Below are 18,720 nucleotides of genomic sequence, written 5' to 3' on the forward strand. Positions count from 1 at the left end.
TTCGCGGACTCGTCGTCTGACGGCGCGGACTTACCCGGCGAACCGGGGACCTGCGAGCTCACGACGGCAACTCCGTCGCGCCCGCCGGGTTCTGCGGTTGCGCGGGCGGGATGACGTCCCGCGCGCCCGGCGAGTTCCGGACCGCGAGCACCCGCTGGAACACCGTGATGATGCTCAGCACCGCCAGAATCCACATCGCCACGTGGACGGCCCAGGTCAGCCATTCGATCCCCCAATAGCCGCCGATACCGGTCAATCCGGCGCCGACCAAGACGATGATCAGCCGATCCGGCCGCTCGATCAGCCCGCCGTCCGCGGAGAGTCCACTCGCCTCGGCGCGCGCCTTCGCATACGAAATCACCTGGGAGGTAACCAGTACCACCAGGGTCGCGAAGAACAGCGGCTTACTGTTCTCGTGGTACACCGCCCACCAGGCCAGCCCGGCGAAGATCGCGCCGTCGGCGACCCGATCGCAGGTGGCGTCGAGCACCGCACCGTATTTCGTGCCGCCGCCGCGAGCTCTGGCCATCGCGCCGTCGAGCATGTCGAACATGACGAACAGCCAGATCACGATGGTTCCCCAGAACAGATGTCCGGTCGGGAACAAGGTGACCGCGGCCGTGACCGTGGCGACAGTGCCGATCACCGTCATCACGTCGGGGGTGAGCCCGGTACTGACAAGCGCTTTGCCCAGCGGCGCAGTCGCTTTGGAGAACGTCTCGCGGCCGAAGAAGCTGAGCACCCTACTCGACTTCCTTCCACGCCGCCGAGAGCAGCGCCCGAGTTTCCCGCAACAACTGCGGCATGACCTTCACATCGCCGATAACGGTGATGAAATTCGCGTCCCCGCCCCAGCGCGGCACGATGTGCTGATGGAGGTGGTCGGCGAGCGAACCACCGGCCACCCCACCGAGATTCAGCCCGACATTGAAACCGTGTGGCCGCGAGACCCGCTTCATCACCCGGATCGCCTGCTGGGTGAAGGCCATCAGCTCGGCGCTTTCCGCCAGCGTGAGGTCCTCGAGGTTGGCCACCTTGCGGTAGGGCACCACCATCATGTGCCCGGGGTTGTACGGATATAGGTTGAGCACCGCGTAGACGTGCTCGCCGCGCGCAATGACCAGACCGTCCTCATCCGACATCTTCGGGATATCCGTGAACGGATGGCCCGTAGAGTCTTTCGGAGTGGAGATGGCGGCCTCGGCAATGTAGGACATCCGGTACGGAGTCCACAAGCGCTGCAGCCGATCCGGCTCACCGGCCCCGGTATCCACGATGCTCCCCTGCTCGGCCGAGTCCGCGTTCAAATCCGCGAACCCGTGCACCGTGCGCTCACTCATGCTCTGTCCGATCTGGTTTGAGCAGGGACCCTCCGTGGGTTACGCAAGCTTCCTCCTCCGGGCCCTGACCGCTCATACCGAGCCCTTCACCACAAAACCCTCGGCGGTCGGCGAGGCGTTCTCCCGGTTCGTGATCCACTCGACAATGGTGGCCACCGCCGCGTCGACCGGTACCCCATTGACCTGGGTGCCGTCGCGGAAGCGGAAGCTGACCGCGCCCGCGTTCACATCGCGCTCACCGGCGAGCAGCATGAACGGAATCTTCTGCGCGGTGTTGTTGAAGATCTTCTTCTGCATGCGGTCGTCGCTGCGGTCCACCTGCGCGCGGATGCCCGCGTCCCGCAGCTGCTCGATCACCGAATCCAGGTGCGGTGCAAAGGCTTCCGCGACCGGGATGCCAACTACCTGAACCGGCGAGAGCCAGGCGGGGAAGGCGCCCGCGTAGTGCTCGGTGAGCACACCGAAGAAGCGTTCGATCGAACCGAACAGCGCGCGGTGGATCATTACCGGCCGCTGCTTGGTGCCGTCGGAGGCGGTGTATTCGAGGTCGAAGCGCTCGGGCAGGTTGAAGTCGAGCTGGATGGTCGACATCTGCCAGGTGCGGCCCAGCGCGTCCTTGGCCTGTACGGAGATCTTCGGGCCGTAGAAGGCGGCGCCGCCCGGATCCGGAACCAGTTCGAGTCCGGAGTCGGTGGCCACTGTGCGCAGGGTCTCGGTGGCCTCCTCCCACATCTCCTCGGAGCCGACGAACTTCTTCGGGTCCTTGGTGGACAGTTCGAGGTAGAAGTCGTCGAGGCCGTAGTCGGCGAGCAGCCCGAGCACGAATTGCAGTGTGCTGGTCAACTCGGCATGCATCTGCTCTTTGGTGCAGTAGATGTGCGCGTCGTCCTGGGTCATCCCGCGCACCCGAGTCAGGCCGTGGACGACGCCGGACTTCTCGTAGCGGTAGACCGAGCCGAATTCGAACATCCGCAGCGGCAGCTCCCGGTACGACCGGCCGCGGGACCGGAAGATCAGGTTGTGCATCGGGCAGTTCATCGGCTTGACGTAGTAGTCCTGGCCGGGCTTGCGTACGGTGCCGTCGTCGTTGAGTTCGGCGTCCAGGTGCATGGCCGGGAACATGCCGTCCCGATACCAATCGAGGTGACCGGAGACCTCGAACAGATGCCCCTTGGTGATGTGCGGGGTGTTGACGAACTCGTAGCCCGCGGCCACATGGCGGCGGCGCGAGTACTCCTCCAACTCCTTGCGGATGATGCCGCCCTTGGGGTGGAACACCGGCAGACCGGAGCCGAGCTCGTCGGGGAAGCTGAACAGGTCCAGCTCCAGGCCGAGCTTGCGGTGGTCGCGGCGTTCGGCCTCCTCGAGCAGGTGCACGTGCTCGTCGAGGGCCTCCTGCGACTCCCATGCGGTGCCGTAGACGCGTTGCAGATCCTCGCGGTTCTGATCGCCGCGCCAGTAGGCGGCGGAGCTGCGGGTCAGCTTGAACGCGGGGATGAACTTGGTGGTCGGAATGTGCGGGCCGCGGCACAGATCGCCCCAGACCTTCTCGCCGGTGCGCGGATCCAGATTGTCGTAGATGGTCAGCTCTTTGCCGCCGACCTCCATGACCTCCGGATCGTCGATGCCCGACTTATCGCTGATCAGCTCGAGCTTGAACGGCTCCTTGGCCAGTTCGACACGCGCGTCCTCGACCTCGACCACGCGGCGCGAAAAGCGCTGCGCGCCTTTGACGATCTTCTTCATCCGGGATTCCAGCTTGGCCAGATCCTCGGGAGTGAACGGCCGGTCCACCTGGAAGTCGTAGTAGAAGCCGTCCTTGATCGGCGGGCCGATGCCGAGCTTGGCCTCCGGAAATTCCTGCTGCACGGCCTGGGCCAGCACATGTGCGGCCGAATGCCGGATCACACTGCGGCCGTCCTCGGTATTCGCGGCGACCGCCTCGACCTCGACGTCGGTCTCCGGGATCCAGGACAGATCCTTCAGTCCCTCGCCGTCGCGCACGACGACGATGGTGTCGGGCCCCTTCGTCGGCAGCCCCGCCTCGCGCACCGCGGCACCCGCCGTCGTCCCTGCTGGCACCCGGACGAGGGCGACAGGGCTGATAGGTGCTGAGGTGGTCACGGCGAGAGACTCCTTGGCGTTCGCTGGCGGGCGGGTTCCCGCACTGGTGCGGGCGGTTGCCCACGGGTCATCGTCGGAGGCGATTTCCTCCGGCGCGACCATGCTATCGGCACCCTGGCGGCCCCGCGTCGATGGACCGGACTCGCCGCGTCGTGGGTCGGCCGGTCCGGATCGGCGAGACCCGAACGTGACGTTCGCCGACCGGTCCCGGCGCCGGCACCGCGGCCGCGGCTTCGATGCGATACGCCCGCAATCCGGACACCGACCGGAGGGGGTATCGCATGGCCCGGCGGGTTGAACGCCACGGTTCGTCGCTGTGGGCCGGCGCATTGCGCCGCCATGCGCTTCCCCGCCGAATCCGGCGAGTTGCAGCACCGGCACCACGTCGTACCTCTGGGCGGCCCCTCGACGGCGATACGCCGGACTGGCGTGCCGACCATCGCGACATGCACCGGATGTCGAATACGTTGCGGGCGATCAGCTTTCGGCGGCAAGCTCGGCAAGCAGCGCCGTGCGTTCGGCGGCGGGCCTTTTCGGGCAGCTGGTGCACATCTCACACCCGGGCACCTCGAAGACCAGACAGCACGAGATGCGGCGCACAAAGCTGCGCCCACCGATCTCGACGAACCGCGGCACGGGCAGCTTCCCGCCGACCTCACTCGCAAGCCGGGCCCCCGCCTCCGGATTCCCCGCATCCAGCGCCCGGTTGCCGATCGCGTCAGCGGCAATCGCCCACAGCGACGGCACCCCCGCACCGGATACCGCCGCGACGGGCCCGATCACCGCGGCCAAGGTCTCCCGCAGCGCCTTCGCGCACGCGCGGCTCAGCGCGGCGGAGTCCGTCTCGTCCTGCGGACCGGCAATCACGGCCTCCACGCCGTGCGGCACGTCGATCCCCACGGCCGCGGAATCTTCCGCGGGCGTCCCGGCGACTGCCTCGATATCGGCGGTGGACAGGATGCGCACTCGCTCTATCCCGCCGTCGGGGCGGACTTCACAGTCCAACCGGTCCACAATCGGCTCCGATGCGCCCGACCCGGTCGCGTACGCGCGTGCCAGCTGTTCGACCAGGGCGGACGCGACCATGCACCACCACAGCGTGCCCGAGACGCGCGGTTCGGCGGTGCCCCACGAGCGACCCATTTCCGCGATGCGCGCGGACAGCCATTCCGGCTCGGTCAGGTTCCGGCCGGGGACGGTATTCACCACGTCAGGGGACTGCGCAACCACTGCCATTCGACTCCGATCCAGCCACCGACCAACCCGAATGTTCCCAATGCCCATAGCGTCGCGATGACCAGCGCCAAGGTAGCGACCGCCGCGAACACCCGCATGACCGGACCCCGTGCGGAGTACCACGCCATACCCTGCCGGTACTTGTCGCGCAGCCAGCCGAGCGCCCGACGGGCCCAGGCGAATTCGGTGGCGAGGATGCCAAGTCCGGCGAATACGATCGCCCAGCCGGGTCCGGGATAGGGAATCGCCAGAATTCCGACGACCAGCACCGCGATCCCGACCACCGCGACCCCGACCCGATAGGCGAGATTCAGCGTAGGTCGCTCGGCCAGTCGGGTGCGCAAGGCGCGCCATCCGGTGCGCTCGGTCGGTTCGGATTCCAGCTCAACACTCATCCCAACCAGCCTACGAGCGGTCCGACAGCAGTTCCGCAGGACGCGGCCCGCTGGTTTCGACGGGGGCGGCCTCCCGGCCGGACCAGCCCGAGGGATATGACCGGACCCGCCCCAGCGATGTCGAGCGGGCCCGGTGTCATCGACTCAGACCAGTTCCGGCGCGCTGCGTACACCGGTGTCGTCGATGTGGGCCAGCCCGTGCACGGTCACCTCGATGACGCGCGCGCTGGCGATATCGAAGAACAGGCCCGATACCGTCACACCGCGCGCGGCGATCGCCGCGCGCACGGCGGGATGCCGGTACAGGGTTTCCAACTGCACGGCCACATTGACCATGCTCAGCTGGTCGACCGCACCGAATCCGGCGGCCGTGGCCGCCCGCGCCACCGGATGCCCGAGCTGGAACCGCTCCAGGCTCGGGTGGGCATGGGCAAGCCAGGGTCCGATTCCCGGACCGCCGTCGGTCCCGGCGTGCAGCGCCTTCATCGCACCGCAGGACGAATGCCCGCACACCACGATGGACCGCACATTCAACTCGTTGAGCGCGAAGACGAGCGCGGCTTCCACCGACGCGTCGCCGCGGTCTGGCACCAGATTGCCCACATTGCGGACCGTGAACATGTCACCGGGACCGCTGTTGGTGATGATGTTGGGCACCACTCGGGAGTCCGCACATGTCAGGAAGAAGGTGTCGGGATCCTGGCGGTCACGCAACTCGTCCAGGTGCGGACGCACGACGTGGGCGTGGCTGCGGTGATAGGCGGCGACACCCGAGGTCACCGGGTCGGCGTTCTTGTCGTCGCCGCGCCATGGGCCGAGGATCTCGTCCAGCACCGCGCGCCCGAATCCGCGGGCGGGCGGACCCGCGGTCGCGTGCGCCATCCGCGCGCTGCCGATTTCCACGAAATCGACTGTGCCGCCGCCGCTTTCCTGCTGCCGCACCCAGTCCTCGATGGCCTCGAAGGCGGCGTGGTCGAGGAAGTCGACCGTCATCTCGACGGTGACATCAACGCCCGCAGGCACTTTCGCGAACTCGGCGGACAGCCTGGGTAGCGCGAGGAAGGTGCAGGAGCCGTCGATGGTCAACAGCCAGCGTTGCGAACCGGGAATCTGCTCGGCCGCCACCGCAACTCGGACGACGCGCCACAGCAGCAGCCCGAAAGCCAATGCCAGACCGATGATCACACCTTCCAGCAGATTCAGGAAGACCACGCCGACCACGGTGACGGCGTAGATGAGCAGATCGCCGGTACGCGTGGCCAACCTGATGTGGGCCAGTTTGACCAGCTGGATGCCGATGACGATGAGCAGACCGGCGAGCGCGGACTTCGGAATCTGCTGCACCAGCCCGGCCAGCGCGACCGAGAAGACCAGAATCCAGCAGCCGTGCAGCACCGCCGAAGCGCGGCTACGCGCACCCGCCTGCACATTGGTCGCGCTGCGCACGATCACGCCGGTGACCGGCAGACCACCGAGCAGACCCGAGAGCACATTGGCCGAGCCCTGACCGATCAGCTCCCGGTCGAAATTGGTGCGCTTACCGGTATGCATCTTGTCCACGGCCACCGCCGAAAGCAGGCTCTCGACGCTGGCGATCAGCGCGACGGTGAGCACGGTGATCGCCACGGCGGACCAGTTGCCACTGGGGATCTGCGGCAATCCGATCGCGTCGAACAGCGAGCCGTTCAATACGATCCGCTCGGCATCGAACGGCAGTACCAGTGACAACACCGTGCCGATCAAGACCGCGACCAGTGGCCCGGGAACGACCCGCAGCTTGGCGGGCACCCGGCGCCAGCCGAGCATGATCGCGATGACCAACGCGCCGATGATCGCGTCATCGCCGTGCAGCGATATCAGCTGCGACGGCAACTGGGTGATGTTGTTCCAGGCCGAACTGTGCGAAGACCCGCCGAGCAGCACATGAATCTGTTGCAACGCAATGGTGATGCCGATACCGGCGAGCATCGCGTGCACCACTACCGGTGTCACGGCCAACGCGGCCCGCGCAATCCGGCTGAGCCCGAACAGAATTTGCAGCACACCGGCCGCGACGACAATGAAAGTGGTGATCCGCCAACCGAATTGGCTGATGGATTCGGCGACGACGACGGTGAGACCCGCCGCCGGGCCGCTGACCTGCAGCACCGAGCCACCGAGCGTACCAGCGACGATGCCACCGATAACGGCGGCGATGAGTCCGGCGGCGACAGGGGCGCCGGAGGCGACGGCGATGCCGAGGGACAGCGGCAACGCGACCAGGAAGACCACGATCGAGGCGGGCAGATCGTGGCGCAGGATCGATGTCAGACGATCCGGTAGAGGTTCGGAACTGCGATGGCCCCCGCCCAGTTCGGTGGGCGGTGTCGGTGGTGCGGCTACAGCGCTATCAATAGCCATTGACTTCTCCTTCGCCGACTCGGCGCGCGAACGCCGAGGTCGGTTGACGATCAACATGTCCAGCAGGGCACAGACCGCGAACCGGCATCTCGCGGTGAAGCAGTTCCCGACACGGCAACGGGTCGAGAGGTAAATCGAGTCAAGATTATTAGTAAAGACTTAGCAAAGCCTGAGAATGTGCCGGAAAGTGCCCGAATCCAGATCCCCGAATCGGTGTGATACGGGACACGCTGATGCCGAGTTCGACTGCCGGGCAGGATCATTCGGCCCGGCACCACCGCTCGTCCGCGGCTAGACGGGCTCCGCGGCGATACCGTGCACATCGGCCAACTCGTCGAAGACTTCGACCGCCACCTCATCGTCGAATTCGGCGATACCGTCCATGGTCACCTCGATGACCCGGGCGGTCGCGAGATCGAAGAACAGTCCGGACACCGCGACACCCCGGTCCTGGATCCCGCGCCGCACCGCGGGATGGGCATGGAGCCGCTCCAATTGCAGCGCCACATTCACCATGCCGAGCTGGTCGACCGGCCCGAATCCGGCGAATGCCGCGGCGTCGGCGACCGGATGGCCGAGCCGGAACCGGTCCAGGCTGGGTCGTGCGTAGGCGAGCCAATCGCCGAGTCCGGACCCGGTGCGGACCTCGCGGTGCAGTGCGTCCATCGCCCCACAACCGGAGTGCCCGCAGACCACCACCGCCCGCACGTCCAACTTCTCCAACGCGTAGATCAGCGCGGCCTCCACCGAGACATCGCTGCCCCCGACCGGGACCAAGTTGCCCACATTGCGGACGGTGAACAGATCGCCCGGTCCGCTATTGGTGATGACATTCGGCACGATGCGGGCATCGGCGCACGTCAGAAAGAAGGTGTCGGCGTCGGGCCGATTGCGCAACCCGTCGAGATGCGGACGCATCAGATGGGCGTGGCCGCGGTGATAGGCGGCGATCCCCGCCGCGATCGGATCCTCCCGATTGCCCGTGCGCCGCCACGGACCGATGACCTCGTCGAGGACCTGACGCGATCGCCCACGCTCCGGCGGGCCCGCCACCGCGGTCGCCATCCGCGCGCTGCCGATCTCGACGAAATCGACTGCGCCGCCCGCAACTTCACGCTGACCGGCCCAGTCGGTGATCAGCTCGTAGGAGGCGTGGTCGAGGAAGTCGACGGTCATCTCGACGGTCACATCCACGCCGGCGGGGACCTTCGCGAGTTCCGCGGTCAGCTTGGGCAGCGCCAGGAAGGTACAGGTCCCGTCGATAGTGACCACCCAGCGGCGGGCGCTGGCCGCCGGTTCGGCGATGATCGTCACCCGCACCACCCGCCACAGCAGCAGGGCGAAGGCCAGCACCAGTCCGATCACCATGCCTTCCAGCAGATTCAGGAATACGACGCCGAGCACCGTGGCCACGTACACGAACAGGTCGCCGGTGCGCCGGGCCAACCGGATATGGGCCAGCTTCACCAACTGCACGCCGATCAGGATGAGCAGCCCCGCCAGCGCCGCCTTGGGAATCTGCTGCACCAGCCCCGCCAGCGCGACCGCGAAGAGCAGGATCCACACGCCGTGCAGCACCGTCGCGGCCCGGCTCTGCGCACCCGCATGGGCATTGGTGATGCTGCGGACGATCACGGCCGCGATCGGCAGACCGCCGAGCAGGCCCGACACCACATTCGCCGACCCCTGCCCGATCAGTTCGCGATCGAAATTGGTTCGATTGCCGGGTCGGGACTTGTCCACCGCCACCGCTGAGAGCAGGGTTTCCACGCTGGCGATGAGCGCGATCGTCACCATGGCTATCGCCACGGCGAACCAACTGCCGGAAGGGATTTCGGGCAGACCGATGGAGTCGAGCAGCGATCCGCTCAGCACGATGCGCTCGACATGGGTCGGCAGCACCAGCGACAGCATCGTGGCGACCACGACCGCGACGAGCGGCCCCGGCACCACGCAGATCGGGCGCGGGACGAACTTCCAGGCGATCAGGATGACGATCACCACCACGCCGATGAACAGATCACCGCGATGCACCGACATCAACTGGTGCGGCAGTTGGGTGAGGCTGGCGAACGACGAACTCAGCGAGTTGCCGCCGAGCAGAATGTGGACCTGCTGCAAGGCGATGATGACGCCGATACCGGCGAGCATCGCATGCACCACCACCGGTGCGATGGCGAGCGCGCCGCGGGCAACGCGACTGAGCCCGAACAGAATCTGCAGTACGCCCGCGCCGACGGTGATGAAACAGGTAGCGGCCCAGCCGAATTGGTGCACGCTCTCGGCGACGACGACGGTGAGACTCGCCGTCGGCCCACTGACCTGTACGACCGAGCCACCCAATAGCCCGGCGACGACACCGCCGACGACCGCGGCAATGAGACCCGCGGCGACGGGAGCGCCGGAGGCGACCGCGATCCCTAGCGAAAGTGGTAGTGCGACAAGAAAAACCACGACCGAGGCGGGGATATCGTGGCGGCCGACGGCGGCGAGACTTGCTGGAAGACTTGCGCGAAGCGGCGACGTCCGTGGTGCGGAATCGGTGTCGGTGGACATAATTCTCCTTCGCCGAAACGGCGCGGAGCCGATCGGTTCATCGGTCGAACATGTACTGGCATCGAAGGCGAGCGGCGGGCGAAGCTGGTGGAGCTACTTCGTCGAGCAGCGACCCGGTGACGCGAAGATCAGGCGCAATAGTAAAGACTTCGCAAAGCGCATGTAAAGCTACATTGCGCCAATGGAGCCAACCGCTACCAAACTGTGACCCAAGTCACAGTTTGGCCAAAGCTGTTCACCGAGTCAGCCCGCGCTCCAACAAGGCCCACGCCTGTTGCGCCATTTGCCGTTTCGACCGCCCGTCGGTCTTCAGCAGAATCGCGGCCAGCATCGCCACCGCCATGAATACGTCCGAGGCCGTGACGTCCGCGCGCAACGAACCACGCTGGCTCGGATCCTCCAGTTTGCCGGCGACGAGACTCATCAGACGGCCGGCCACCTCGCCCACCCGCGGATCGTCGGTGCCGGTGGGATTGATCATCGCGACGAACGCGGCCGAGGTGGTGATCTGCTCGACGATGACAGCGAGGACATCGTCGACAGTGCTCGACGGATCCGCCGCGAGCTCTTCGACCTCGGCGATGTTCTCCTCGAATACCGCGAGCGCCAGGCTCTCGCGCGTGGGAAAGTGCCGGTACAGCACTCCCTGGCCAACTCCCGCGGTGCGCGCGATGGAACTCAGCGTGGCATCGAAACCGTTCTCGGCGAACACTTCCCGCGCCGCCCGGATGAGAGCTGCCCGATTGCCCGCCGCGGCCTTCGGCCCCCTGTTCGCGCGACCCGAGGCTGTCATTGCCGCAACGTTACCGCACCGACCGGTGCCGCTCGCGCGACGACGGCGATGCTCCCAGGTAGCCAGCGGCCGCCGCGAGGGGGCGTGACGCCCCGCCTCCTTGACTCCCAAATATGTCCTGACGCACACTACTGACGCGTAACCGGACAACACAGTCCGGCTATATCGCCGCAGGCCGCCACCACCATCGCGGTCGCACCCCGAACAGACCTCCGCGCAGAAGCACCGATCACGAGCACCGCGGCCGGGCCGGTATCGACCACAGGAAAGGCAACCCTCATCGATGAGGGCTCCCATGAAATCATCGCTGCACCCCTGGGCCCGACGTTCACTGGTGACCGCGGCGGCCGCGGCGCTGCTGCTGCCGACCGGAACCCTGGCCGCCCAACCAAACGCATCCGGCCACGTCGAAGAAATCGCTGGCCTCACCGATATCGCCGCGGCGCGCGCCGAATGCGGACCCGAGGCGTCCCCCGAACCCGGTCTGCAGGGTGATGTCCCGGCCGATGACCGCAACAGCGGTCGCAGCGGCCAGGGATACCGCTGCAATATGCACCGGATCGGTGGCTACTCCGGCCGCGGCGGCGGAATCTCCTCGGTGAGCTTCGAGAACTGCGTCTATGTCGGCACCTTCTTCCCCGGCAACCTGCTCGGCCCCGAGCAGGGCGTACAGGTCCTCGATATCTCCGACCCCACCGCGCCGGTACACACCGCGACACTGAACGAACCGGCGATGCTGGCCGGTACCTGGGAAAGCCTGAAGGTCAACGCCGAACGAAAGCTACTCGTCGGCGCCGGTGCGCCGGTGCTGACCGGTGCGGGTCTGCTGTCGGTCTACGACATCTCCGACTGCGCCCATCCGCGCCTGCTCAACCCCGGCCCGGGGACCAGCCTGAATATGCCGCTGCCGATCACCGCGCACGAGGGCGGGTTCTCCCCCGACGGCAACACCTACTGGAGTTCCGGCGTCGCACCCGGACTCGTCAGCGCAGTCGACCTCACCGATCCCGCCGACCCGCGCGTCATCTGGCAGAACCTGCCCGGATTGTCCATGCACGGCTTCGGATTCAGCCCCGACGGCAACACCATGTACCTGGCGAACAACTTCGGAGGGCTCATGGTCATGGATATCAGCGCCGTACAGCGCCGCGACCCGAATCCGCAAGTGCGCCACCTGGCCCACATCACCTGGACCGATGGCTGGGCCACCCAACACAACGTTCCGGTCAGCTATGACGGCAAGCCCTACATCTTCGCCACCAACGAGGCCGGATCCGGTGGCGTGAAGCTCATCGACGTATCCAACGGCGCCGACCCGCGGATCGTCAACACCATCAAACTCGAGATCGATCTGCCCGAAAACGAGGATGTCGCCATGGCTTCCGCCGCGGGCGGTTCGCTGTTCGGCTACGACGCGCACTACTGCGCCGCCGATCGGCCGACCGATCCCACCGCATTGGCCTGTAGCTGGACCTCATCCGGCATCCGGGTATTCGACGTGCGCGACCCGTTCGCGATTCGGGAGATCGCGTACTACAACCCACCCGCCCGCACCGGCCACAACACCGAGCTGACGAACTCCCCGCACGCCCTCGCCTCGATCATCGGCCCACCGGTGCTCGCCGCGCCGACGGTGGTCCAAACGATGCTGCAGGGACAGTTCGATATGTCCCAGGCCACCGGTCCCAGATCCGGCATGCTCGCCTTCGGCGACATCTCCACGGACTGGTGCTTCTCGGCTCCGGAATGGCGGGGCAACCAATTGTGGACCACCTGTGCCGACAACGGATTCCTTGCGCTGCAACTGGATTCGAGTGTCTACACGCCTCCGGCCGATCAGCGATCGACCATGGGTTCATGACCCGCCGAACTCGGGTCGAGACCGCCGCGCTCGGCTGCCTGGCAGTATTGCTGCTGGCTCTCGGCGCTGCGCTGCGGCCATGGGTGACGGCCGACGACCGACCCGCACCGCCAGTGCTCACCAGCACCGAAATCGGCTTCGTCCAGGACATGGTCGCCCATCACAATCAAGCCCTGCTCATGGTGCAGCGGCTCGACACCGGGGTCGACCCGACGGTACGGGCACTGGCACAACAGATTTCGGATACCCAGCACACCGAGATCGGGATGCTGCTCGGCTGGCTGCGCATGGCCGCGGCGGTCACGATCAATCCGCGGCCGATGGCATGGATGCACACCGGTCAACCTGGGACCGCAGACCATCACCACACCGCCCCGACAACGAGCGCGGCCGCCACGACGAGCACCGCGATGCCCGGCATGGCGACCCGAGCCGAACTCGACGCCCTGGCCGCGGCGCGCGGTGCCGACGCGGAATCGCTGTTCCTGAAATTGATGCGGCGCCATCACCTCGGTGGCATCCAGATGGCCCAGGCCGCCGACCGCCAATTGTCCAGCGGCATAGTCGAACAGGCCGCGCGCGATATGCTCGACACCCAGAGCCGGGAAGTCGGACTGATGGGTCTGCTGCTGTCGCGATCGTGAGAACTGTCGGCCGTCAGCGCGGTTGCGCGGCGGGACCGACGGGCGCTGCTCGAGGACCTGGCGCGCCGCGCCACCGCGCCGTGCATCCTTTCCTGACCGGTCTCCCGAAGTTGGCAATCGGGGGGTCGGGTCTCAGACCCGGGAAGCGACCTTCGGTTCGTCGACGATCCGGTCCGCAACGGCCGCGCGACGGACCGGAATGGTCAGCGCGATCGCCGCGCCCAGCGCGGCGACACCGCATCCGATCAGCAGGCCCACCCGGAAACCGTTCTCGGTCGGAATGGCGTGCGTGCCCATGGTGACGGTCAGCTGCGCCAGCACCGCACCGATGACGGCCGCGGCCACCGAAGTGCCGACCGAACGCATCAGCGTGTTGAAACTATTGGCCGCCGCGGTCTCCGACACCGGCACCGCACCCATGATCAGAGCGGGCATGGCGCCGTAGGCGAATCCGACGCCGGTGCTGATCACCAGGGTCACCACCAGCAGACCCCAGGGGGAACCCATCAGCGCCATCGAGATCGCATAGCCGACCGCGATGATCAGGCTGCCCGTGATCAGGGTGACCTTGGGGCCGCGGGCGGCCGACAACTTCGCGCCCACCGGTGAGACCACCATCATCGTCAGACCGGACGGGGCCATCCACAGACCCATCGCCATCATCGACTGGCCGAGACCGTAGCCGGTGGACTCGGGCAGCTGCAGCAACTGGGGCACGAGCAGCGCCTGCGCGTACATGGCCATCGCGACGACGACCGAGGCGGCATTGGTCAGCAGAACTTGCGGGCGCCCCGTCACGCGCAGATCAACCAGCGGCTCGGAGCTACGCAGCTCCCACCAGCCCCAGAGCGCGAGCACGACGATCGCCGCCGCGAAAAGTCCGAGGATGCTGCCGCTGGTCCAGCCCCATGTCGCCCCTTTCGACACGGCGAGCAGTAGGCAGACCAACCCGGTACCGAGGCCGACCGCACCGAGGACATCGAAACGACCCGCGGCAGCGGACGGGGTGCCGGGAATCATCACGAAGATCAGTGCGCCGACCACCGCGGCCAGTACGGCAGTACCCCAGAACAGCACATGCCAATTGCTGTACTCGACAACCGCGGCCGACACCGGCAGACCGAGCGCCGCGCCGATCCCCAGCGACGAACTGATCAACGCGATGGCCGAACCGAGCCGCTCCGGCGGCAGGAGGTCCCGCAGCGCGCTGATGCCGAGCGGCACAATACCGACGCCCATGCCCTGCAGTCCGCGGCCGATGATCATCGGTACGAGCGAGGACGCGGTGGCACACACCACCGAACCGGCAATGAGCGGAACCGTCGAGGCCAGCAGAACGCGGCGCTTGCCGTACATATCGCCCAGGCGCCCGGCGACGGGCGTGGTCACGGCGCCGACGAGCAGGGTGACGGTGACCACCCAGGTCGCATTCGACGCCGTGGTGTGCAGCAGTTGCGGCAGCTGCCCGAGCAGTGGCACCACCAGCGTCTGCGTCAGTGACGCGACGATACCGGCGGTCGCCAACACCGCCAGGATGCCGCCCGAGCGGGCGGAGCCGGACTTGTCCACGCGAATCTCCCTCAGTCTCGTATCGAATTGTATTATGCAATCTATATGTACGATGCATGCTAATTGCATAGTACAAAGAGTATGTGTGATGCATATCTCTGGTGCAATCCAGGCCCGCACATCCGGCAGCGCCGCGACTCGATGGAAGGACGGCATGGACAAGCCCGTAGACCTGGTCGAATTCGAAACCATGCTGCTGAGCAGGTACCAGCTCAGCTCGCACCGTCGCCGCGCGCACGGACTGCTCGAGCGCAGCGCCTACCTGCTGCTGAGTCGACTGGCGATCGACGGCCCGCTGTCCATCCGGCAGCTCAGCGACGCCCTGCACCTGGACGCGTCCACCCTCAGCCGCCAGATCGCCACACTCCTGCGCGATGGCCTGGTCGAACGCATTCCCGACCCCCAAGGCGGTATGGCGCGCAAGTTCCATGCCACCGCGGAGGGCGAGCGGCGTCTGGAAGCCGAGCGCGCTGCCAGCATCACCGGCCTCGAACGCGTCATGCACGACTGGACAGCCGAGGATGTGGCCGCGTTCGCCGGATACCTTCGGCGCCTCAACAGCGGCATCGAGCGAATCGACGGACGCCCCTGGCCGCGACCGATCGGCAGCGGCAGGTCGCGGATATGACCTGACCGGGTACGTGGGTCTTCTGCTCAGATGACGCGGGTCTCGTGCCCGTCCGACGGACTACTCAGCAGCGCGAGGGAACTTACCCGCGAGGTGGAGGCCGGATCCGCACGCAAGGCGCGGCACTCCGGTTGACGCAGTTGTCCCACTGAGCAGAAACAACTACTGAAGTGCACCCGGATTCCTGCTACGAACAAGAAGACCGACAAATCACTACGCGTGATCAAGGGCAATCCGACCATGAAACTCTTCCGCACCGCGATCGGGTACCTGCGCAGCGATGTATCCGGTAGCCGCCAGACCTGGGACGAGATCCAGATCCGCAGTCTGGCGGGACGCCTGGGCTACACCCTGGCCAAAACCGTGACCTGCAATGGCAGGACGGACGATCCGATGGCCCAGCTCATCACCACGGTCCGCAACGCCGATGCCGACGTGGTGATCACACCCCACGTGAACCACCTCGGCGGGATCATCCCCAGGGCACTCGACCGAGCCGCCTCGGTCATCACCGTCGCCCCGGAACCTGCCTGACCCACACAGCAGCACCGAACGGGGCTGCAGCGATCCGACCGAGATCGGCACTCGGTTCACCACGCCGACGGCGGATACGGTCGCACCCGGCCACCTCACTCGACCCGACGACGCCCGCCTTGGAAATACGACTTCCGCGGGATCGGACAGCTCGGTCCAGCGCAGCTCGCATAGGTCTGCCAGAGCCCATCGGACTCCGCGCCCTTATCGGCCAGACCGACACAGGGACACAGCGATGAACATGCCGGGGCGTTTGTTCGCCGTCACCGTTCGGAGATCGCGGAGCGCGGCCACACTCGACCTTCGAGTCGCTCGATATCGGCATTGAAGCGGCGGAGGTAGGCCGCGAAGGTGGCGACCTCTTCGGGGGTCCAATCGGCCAGAACGACTCCGAGGCCCTCGATATTGGAGGTGCGTTCGAGTTCCAGCCGCTGCCGTCCCTCGTCGGTGATCCGGAATTTTCGGGCCATACCGCCCTCGGGATCCGGAATGCGTTCGACGAGCCCATCGCTGAGCATGGCGTTCGTCTGGCGGTGCACGGTCGACGAGTCGAGACCGAAGGCGTCGCTGAGCTGGCCGACCGACATCGGGCCCTCGACCGCGATGCGGCTCAGTAGTACATACGAGCTGTAGCGGTCGATGTGGGCGCCCTCGCGCCTGCGGGAAGTGCCCGGGTTCATTCGCCGTCCGAGCAGCATGGTCTCCAGCTCGATTTCGTCGATTGGCTTATCCATCCCGACCCTTCCACCGATTCGCAGCAGGCCGCGACCGGACCTGTTGTGCAGATATAGCACAGCGGCCGATGCCTCCGGCAAACCCGGATCCCGATGGTTGTCCGCCGCGTACAGCCTGCGGAACCCGCTCATCGACCGCAGTTCGACGGCGCGAAGCGGCATACCGGTGGCCACCCCCTTGACGCCCAACGGCGTTTCACGCAGACTACCCAACCTACCGGACATTACTGTCCGGTAGCTGATCCGACTACCGTCAAAGGTTTTGGTATGCCATCAATCACGCGCCGATCACTGTTGACCGGGGCTGCCGCGGCCGCAGTGTTGCTGACCGCCTCGCGAACCACCGGTCCGGCGACCGGAATCGCGGCACGGGTCAACAGCGTCGCACTCACCCGTGAGGAACACCGTGTGGTCGTGATCGGATCCGGATTCGGCGGGGGCGTGACCGCGCTGCGCCTGGCCCAGGCCGGGGTTCCGGTCGTGGTGCTCGAACGCGGGATGCGCTGGCCGACCGGTCCGAACTCGGAAACCTTTCCGCGGGCCTCGGCGCTGGACAAGCGCGTGCTCTGGTACAAATCCAGTCCCCAATTGTTCGGTCGGCCACTGCTTTTCGAGCCGTACACCGGATTGGTCGAGGCGGTTCCCGGGACGAATATGACCGCCCTCTGCGCCGCGGGCCTTGGCGGTGGATCGCTGATCTACCAGGGGATGTCGCTGCAACCCACCGAAGCGGTGTTCAATGCGAACCTTCCGCAGGAACTCGACTGGGCAACCATGGATCGCGTGCACTACCCGCGCGTCGCGCGCATGCTCGGCCTCGCGGTTGCGCCCGACGAGTTGGTCGCGAGCTCGAACTACACCTCCTCGCGCATATTCGCCGACCACGTGCGCAAGGCCGGGCTCCCACTGTCGAAGATCCCGATGCCGATCGACTGGAACTTCGCGCTGGCCGAGCTGCGCGGCGAGATGAAGCCGTCGTACACCAACGGCGACGGGGCCATGGGCGTGAACAACGGCGGCAAGCATTCGGTCGACGTCACCTATATCGCCGCGGCGGAAGCGACCGGTCGGGTCATGATCCAGACGCTGCACCAGGTCACCGATATCGAACGCGCCGCGGATGGACGCTGGGTCGTGTACGTCGAGCGGCTCGACACCTCCGGGCAGGTGTTGGAGAACAAGATCCTCACCACCAACGCCTTGGTGATGGCAGCGGGCAGCCTCAACACCACCAGGCTGCTGATGCGGGCCGCCGCCAAGGGGCAGATCCCGGATATGCCCGACGCGCTCGGTCAGGGGTGGGGTACCAACGCCGACCGGATCTATGTGTGGATGAATCCGCAGGAGGATTTCGGCTCCGAACAAGGCGGTCCGGTGGTCTACGGCAGCAAGAACTGGGACGATCCGCACGCCGCGTTCACCGTCATCCAGGCCGCCATGCCGCCGCTGCAACTGGATGCGAAGAGCACGATGATGGTCGGGTACGGCGTGAGCGAGGGACGCGGCGGATTCGTCTACGACTCGGCCCGCGACGATGCGATCCTGCACTGGCCCACGGACGGTGACTCCGCCATCCAGGACAACCACATCGGCCCCGCCGCGCACAGCATCGCCGGACCGGCAGGCACCCTCGTGGACACCAACGCGCTGTTCCCGTCCACCTGGCATCCACTGGGCGGCGCCAGTATGGGCACCGTCTGCGATCTCGAGGGCCGGGTACACGGCCAGCGCGGACTGTATGTGCTCGACGGCGCGCTCATGCCCGGCAATACGGCCGCCTGCAACCCATCGATGACCATCGCCGCCGTCGCGGAGCGGGCACTCGACAATATCGTCGCACAGGATGTCGGGACGCTGATCTGAGATAGCGCCGGCTTACGCGCTCGTCATCCCGGCGCACGTCGGA

General features: G+C 66.5%; 15 protein-coding genes. 5 read left to right on the forward strand and 10 right to left on the reverse strand.

Translation table 11 applies throughout. The annotated features are described in order from the left end of the window. Positions 1–58: 58 nt before the first annotated feature. The 8 genes from pgsA to ACQP1G_RS29000 form a co-directional block, all read right to left on the reverse strand. Complete coding sequence (pgsA, locus tag ACQP1G_RS28965; RefSeq protein ID WP_433192717.1) at positions 59–742, reverse strand: phosphatidylinositol phosphate synthase; 684 nt, start codon at positions 740–742, stop codon at positions 59–61. Between the two features lies 1 nt (position 743). Next, entirely contained in the window at positions 744–1,340 is a 597-nt protein-coding gene (locus ACQP1G_RS28970) for an HIT family protein (protein ID WP_433192718.1), read from the reverse strand. Between the two features lie 72 nt (positions 1,341–1,412). Continuing rightward, positions 1,413–3,464, reverse strand: coding sequence for a threonine--tRNA ligase (gene thrS, locus ACQP1G_RS28975; RefSeq protein WP_433208908.1), 2,052 nt, complete (start codon positions 3,462–3,464; stop codon positions 1,413–1,415). Positions 3,465–3,941: 477 nt separating this feature from the next. Beyond that, positions 3,942–4,700 (reverse strand): (2Fe-2S)-binding protein, encoded by a 759-nt coding sequence (locus ACQP1G_RS28980; protein ID WP_433192719.1) that lies wholly within the window; start codon positions 4,698–4,700, stop codon positions 3,942–3,944. Further along, positions 4,667–5,095, reverse strand: a complete 429-nt coding sequence (locus ACQP1G_RS28985) for a TIGR02611 family protein (protein ID WP_433192720.1) — start codon at positions 5,093–5,095, stop codon at positions 4,667–4,669. Before ACQP1G_RS28985 ends, ACQP1G_RS28980 begins: the two co-directional genes overlap by 34 nt. A gap of 144 nt (positions 5,096–5,239) precedes the next feature. Next, complete coding sequence (locus tag ACQP1G_RS28990) at positions 5,240–7,495, reverse strand: SulP family inorganic anion transporter (RefSeq protein ID WP_433192721.1); 2,256 nt, start codon at positions 7,493–7,495, stop codon at positions 5,240–5,242. Positions 7,496–7,786: 291 nt separating this feature from the next. Then, entirely contained in the window at positions 7,787–10,051 is a 2,265-nt protein-coding gene (locus ACQP1G_RS28995; RefSeq protein WP_433192722.1) for a SulP family inorganic anion transporter, read from the reverse strand. A 235-nt stretch (positions 10,052–10,286) separates the two neighbouring features. Beyond that, a complete protein-coding gene (locus tag ACQP1G_RS29000) occupies positions 10,287–10,844 on the reverse strand; it encodes a TetR family transcriptional regulator (protein WP_433192723.1) in 558 nt (185 codons plus the stop codon). A gap of 295 nt (positions 10,845–11,139) precedes the next feature. On the opposite strand from ACQP1G_RS29000, the gene ACQP1G_RS29005 reads away from it, so the two are divergent. Both ACQP1G_RS29005 and ACQP1G_RS29010 read left to right on the forward strand, forming a co-directional pair. Further along, the gene (locus ACQP1G_RS29005; RefSeq protein ID WP_433192724.1) at positions 11,140–12,705 is read left to right on the forward strand and encodes an LVIVD repeat-containing protein; all 1,566 of its coding nucleotides are present in this window, start codon (positions 11,140–11,142) and stop codon (positions 12,703–12,705) included. Continuing rightward, positions 12,702–13,349 (forward strand): DUF305 domain-containing protein, encoded by a 648-nt coding sequence (locus ACQP1G_RS29010; protein ID WP_433192725.1) that lies wholly within the window; start codon positions 12,702–12,704, stop codon positions 13,347–13,349. Before ACQP1G_RS29005 ends, ACQP1G_RS29010 begins: the two co-directional genes overlap by 4 nt. A gap of 132 nt (positions 13,350–13,481) precedes the next feature. On the opposite strand, the gene ACQP1G_RS29015 is transcribed toward ACQP1G_RS29010, so the two are convergent. Then, positions 13,482–14,918, reverse strand: a complete 1,437-nt coding sequence (locus ACQP1G_RS29015; RefSeq protein WP_433192726.1) for an MFS transporter — start codon at positions 14,916–14,918, stop codon at positions 13,482–13,484. A gap of 154 nt (positions 14,919–15,072) precedes the next feature. Here ACQP1G_RS29015 and ACQP1G_RS29020 point away from each other — a divergent pair, with 154 nt between their 5' ends. Together ACQP1G_RS29020 and ACQP1G_RS29025 are read left to right on the forward strand one after the other, a co-directional pair. Beyond that, positions 15,073–15,546, forward strand: coding sequence for a MarR family winged helix-turn-helix transcriptional regulator (locus ACQP1G_RS29020; protein WP_433192727.1), 474 nt, complete (start codon positions 15,073–15,075; stop codon positions 15,544–15,546). Between the two features lie 219 nt (positions 15,547–15,765). Further along, positions 15,766–16,080, forward strand: a complete 315-nt coding sequence (locus ACQP1G_RS29025) for a hypothetical protein (protein WP_433192728.1) — start codon at positions 15,766–15,768, stop codon at positions 16,078–16,080. A 263-nt stretch (positions 16,081–16,343) separates the two neighbouring features. Here ACQP1G_RS29025 and ACQP1G_RS29030 read toward each other — a convergent pair whose 3' ends face one another. After that, a complete protein-coding gene (locus ACQP1G_RS29030) occupies positions 16,344–17,027 on the reverse strand; it encodes a MarR family winged helix-turn-helix transcriptional regulator (RefSeq protein WP_433192729.1) in 684 nt (227 codons plus the stop codon). Positions 17,028–17,081: 54 nt separating this feature from the next. On the opposite strand from ACQP1G_RS29030, the gene ACQP1G_RS29035 reads away from it, so the two are divergent. Continuing rightward, a complete protein-coding gene (locus tag ACQP1G_RS29035; protein WP_433192730.1) occupies positions 17,082–18,677 on the forward strand; it encodes a GMC oxidoreductase in 1,596 nt (531 codons plus the stop codon). Positions 18,678–18,720 lie beyond the last annotated feature (43 nt).

Source organism: Nocardia sp. CA-107356, assembly GCF_050946365.1.
Lineage (GTDB): Bacteria > Actinomycetota > Actinomycetes > Mycobacteriales > Mycobacteriaceae > Nocardia.

What these genes read in the sequence shown, in the direction of transcription:
- ACQP1G_RS28970 (WP_433192718.1), bottom strand. Translation starts at nt 1,340, where the DNA reads ATGAGTGAGCGCACGGTGCACGGGTTCGCGGATTTGAACGCGGACTCG.
- ACQP1G_RS28980 (WP_433192719.1), bottom strand. Translation starts at nt 4,700, where the DNA reads ATGGCAGTGGTTGCGCAGTCCCCTGACGTGGTGAATACCGTCCCCGGC.
- ACQP1G_RS28985 (WP_433192720.1), bottom strand. Translation starts at nt 5,095, where the DNA reads ATGAGTGTTGAGCTGGAATCCGAACCGACCGAGCGCACCGGATGGCGC.
- ACQP1G_RS28990 (WP_433192721.1), bottom strand. Translation starts at nt 7,495, where the DNA reads ATGGCTATTGATAGCGCTGTAGCCGCACCACCGACACCGCCCACCGAA.
- ACQP1G_RS28995 (WP_433192722.1), bottom strand. Translation starts at nt 10,051, where the DNA reads ATGTCCACCGACACCGATTCCGCACCACGGACGTCGCCGCTTCGCGCA.
- ACQP1G_RS29000 (WP_433192723.1), bottom strand. Translation starts at nt 10,844, where the DNA reads ATGACAGCCTCGGGTCGCGCGAACAGGGGGCCGAAGGCCGCGGCGGGC.
- ACQP1G_RS29005 (WP_433192724.1), top strand. Translation starts at nt 11,140, where the DNA reads ATGAAATCATCGCTGCACCCCTGGGCCCGACGTTCACTGGTGACCGCG.
- ACQP1G_RS29010 (WP_433192725.1), top strand. Translation starts at nt 12,702, where the DNA reads ATGACCCGCCGAACTCGGGTCGAGACCGCCGCGCTCGGCTGCCTGGCA.
- ACQP1G_RS29020 (WP_433192727.1), top strand. Translation starts at nt 15,073, where the DNA reads ATGGACAAGCCCGTAGACCTGGTCGAATTCGAAACCATGCTGCTGAGC.
- ACQP1G_RS29035 (WP_433192730.1), top strand. Translation starts at nt 17,082, where the DNA reads ATGCCATCAATCACGCGCCGATCACTGTTGACCGGGGCTGCCGCGGCC.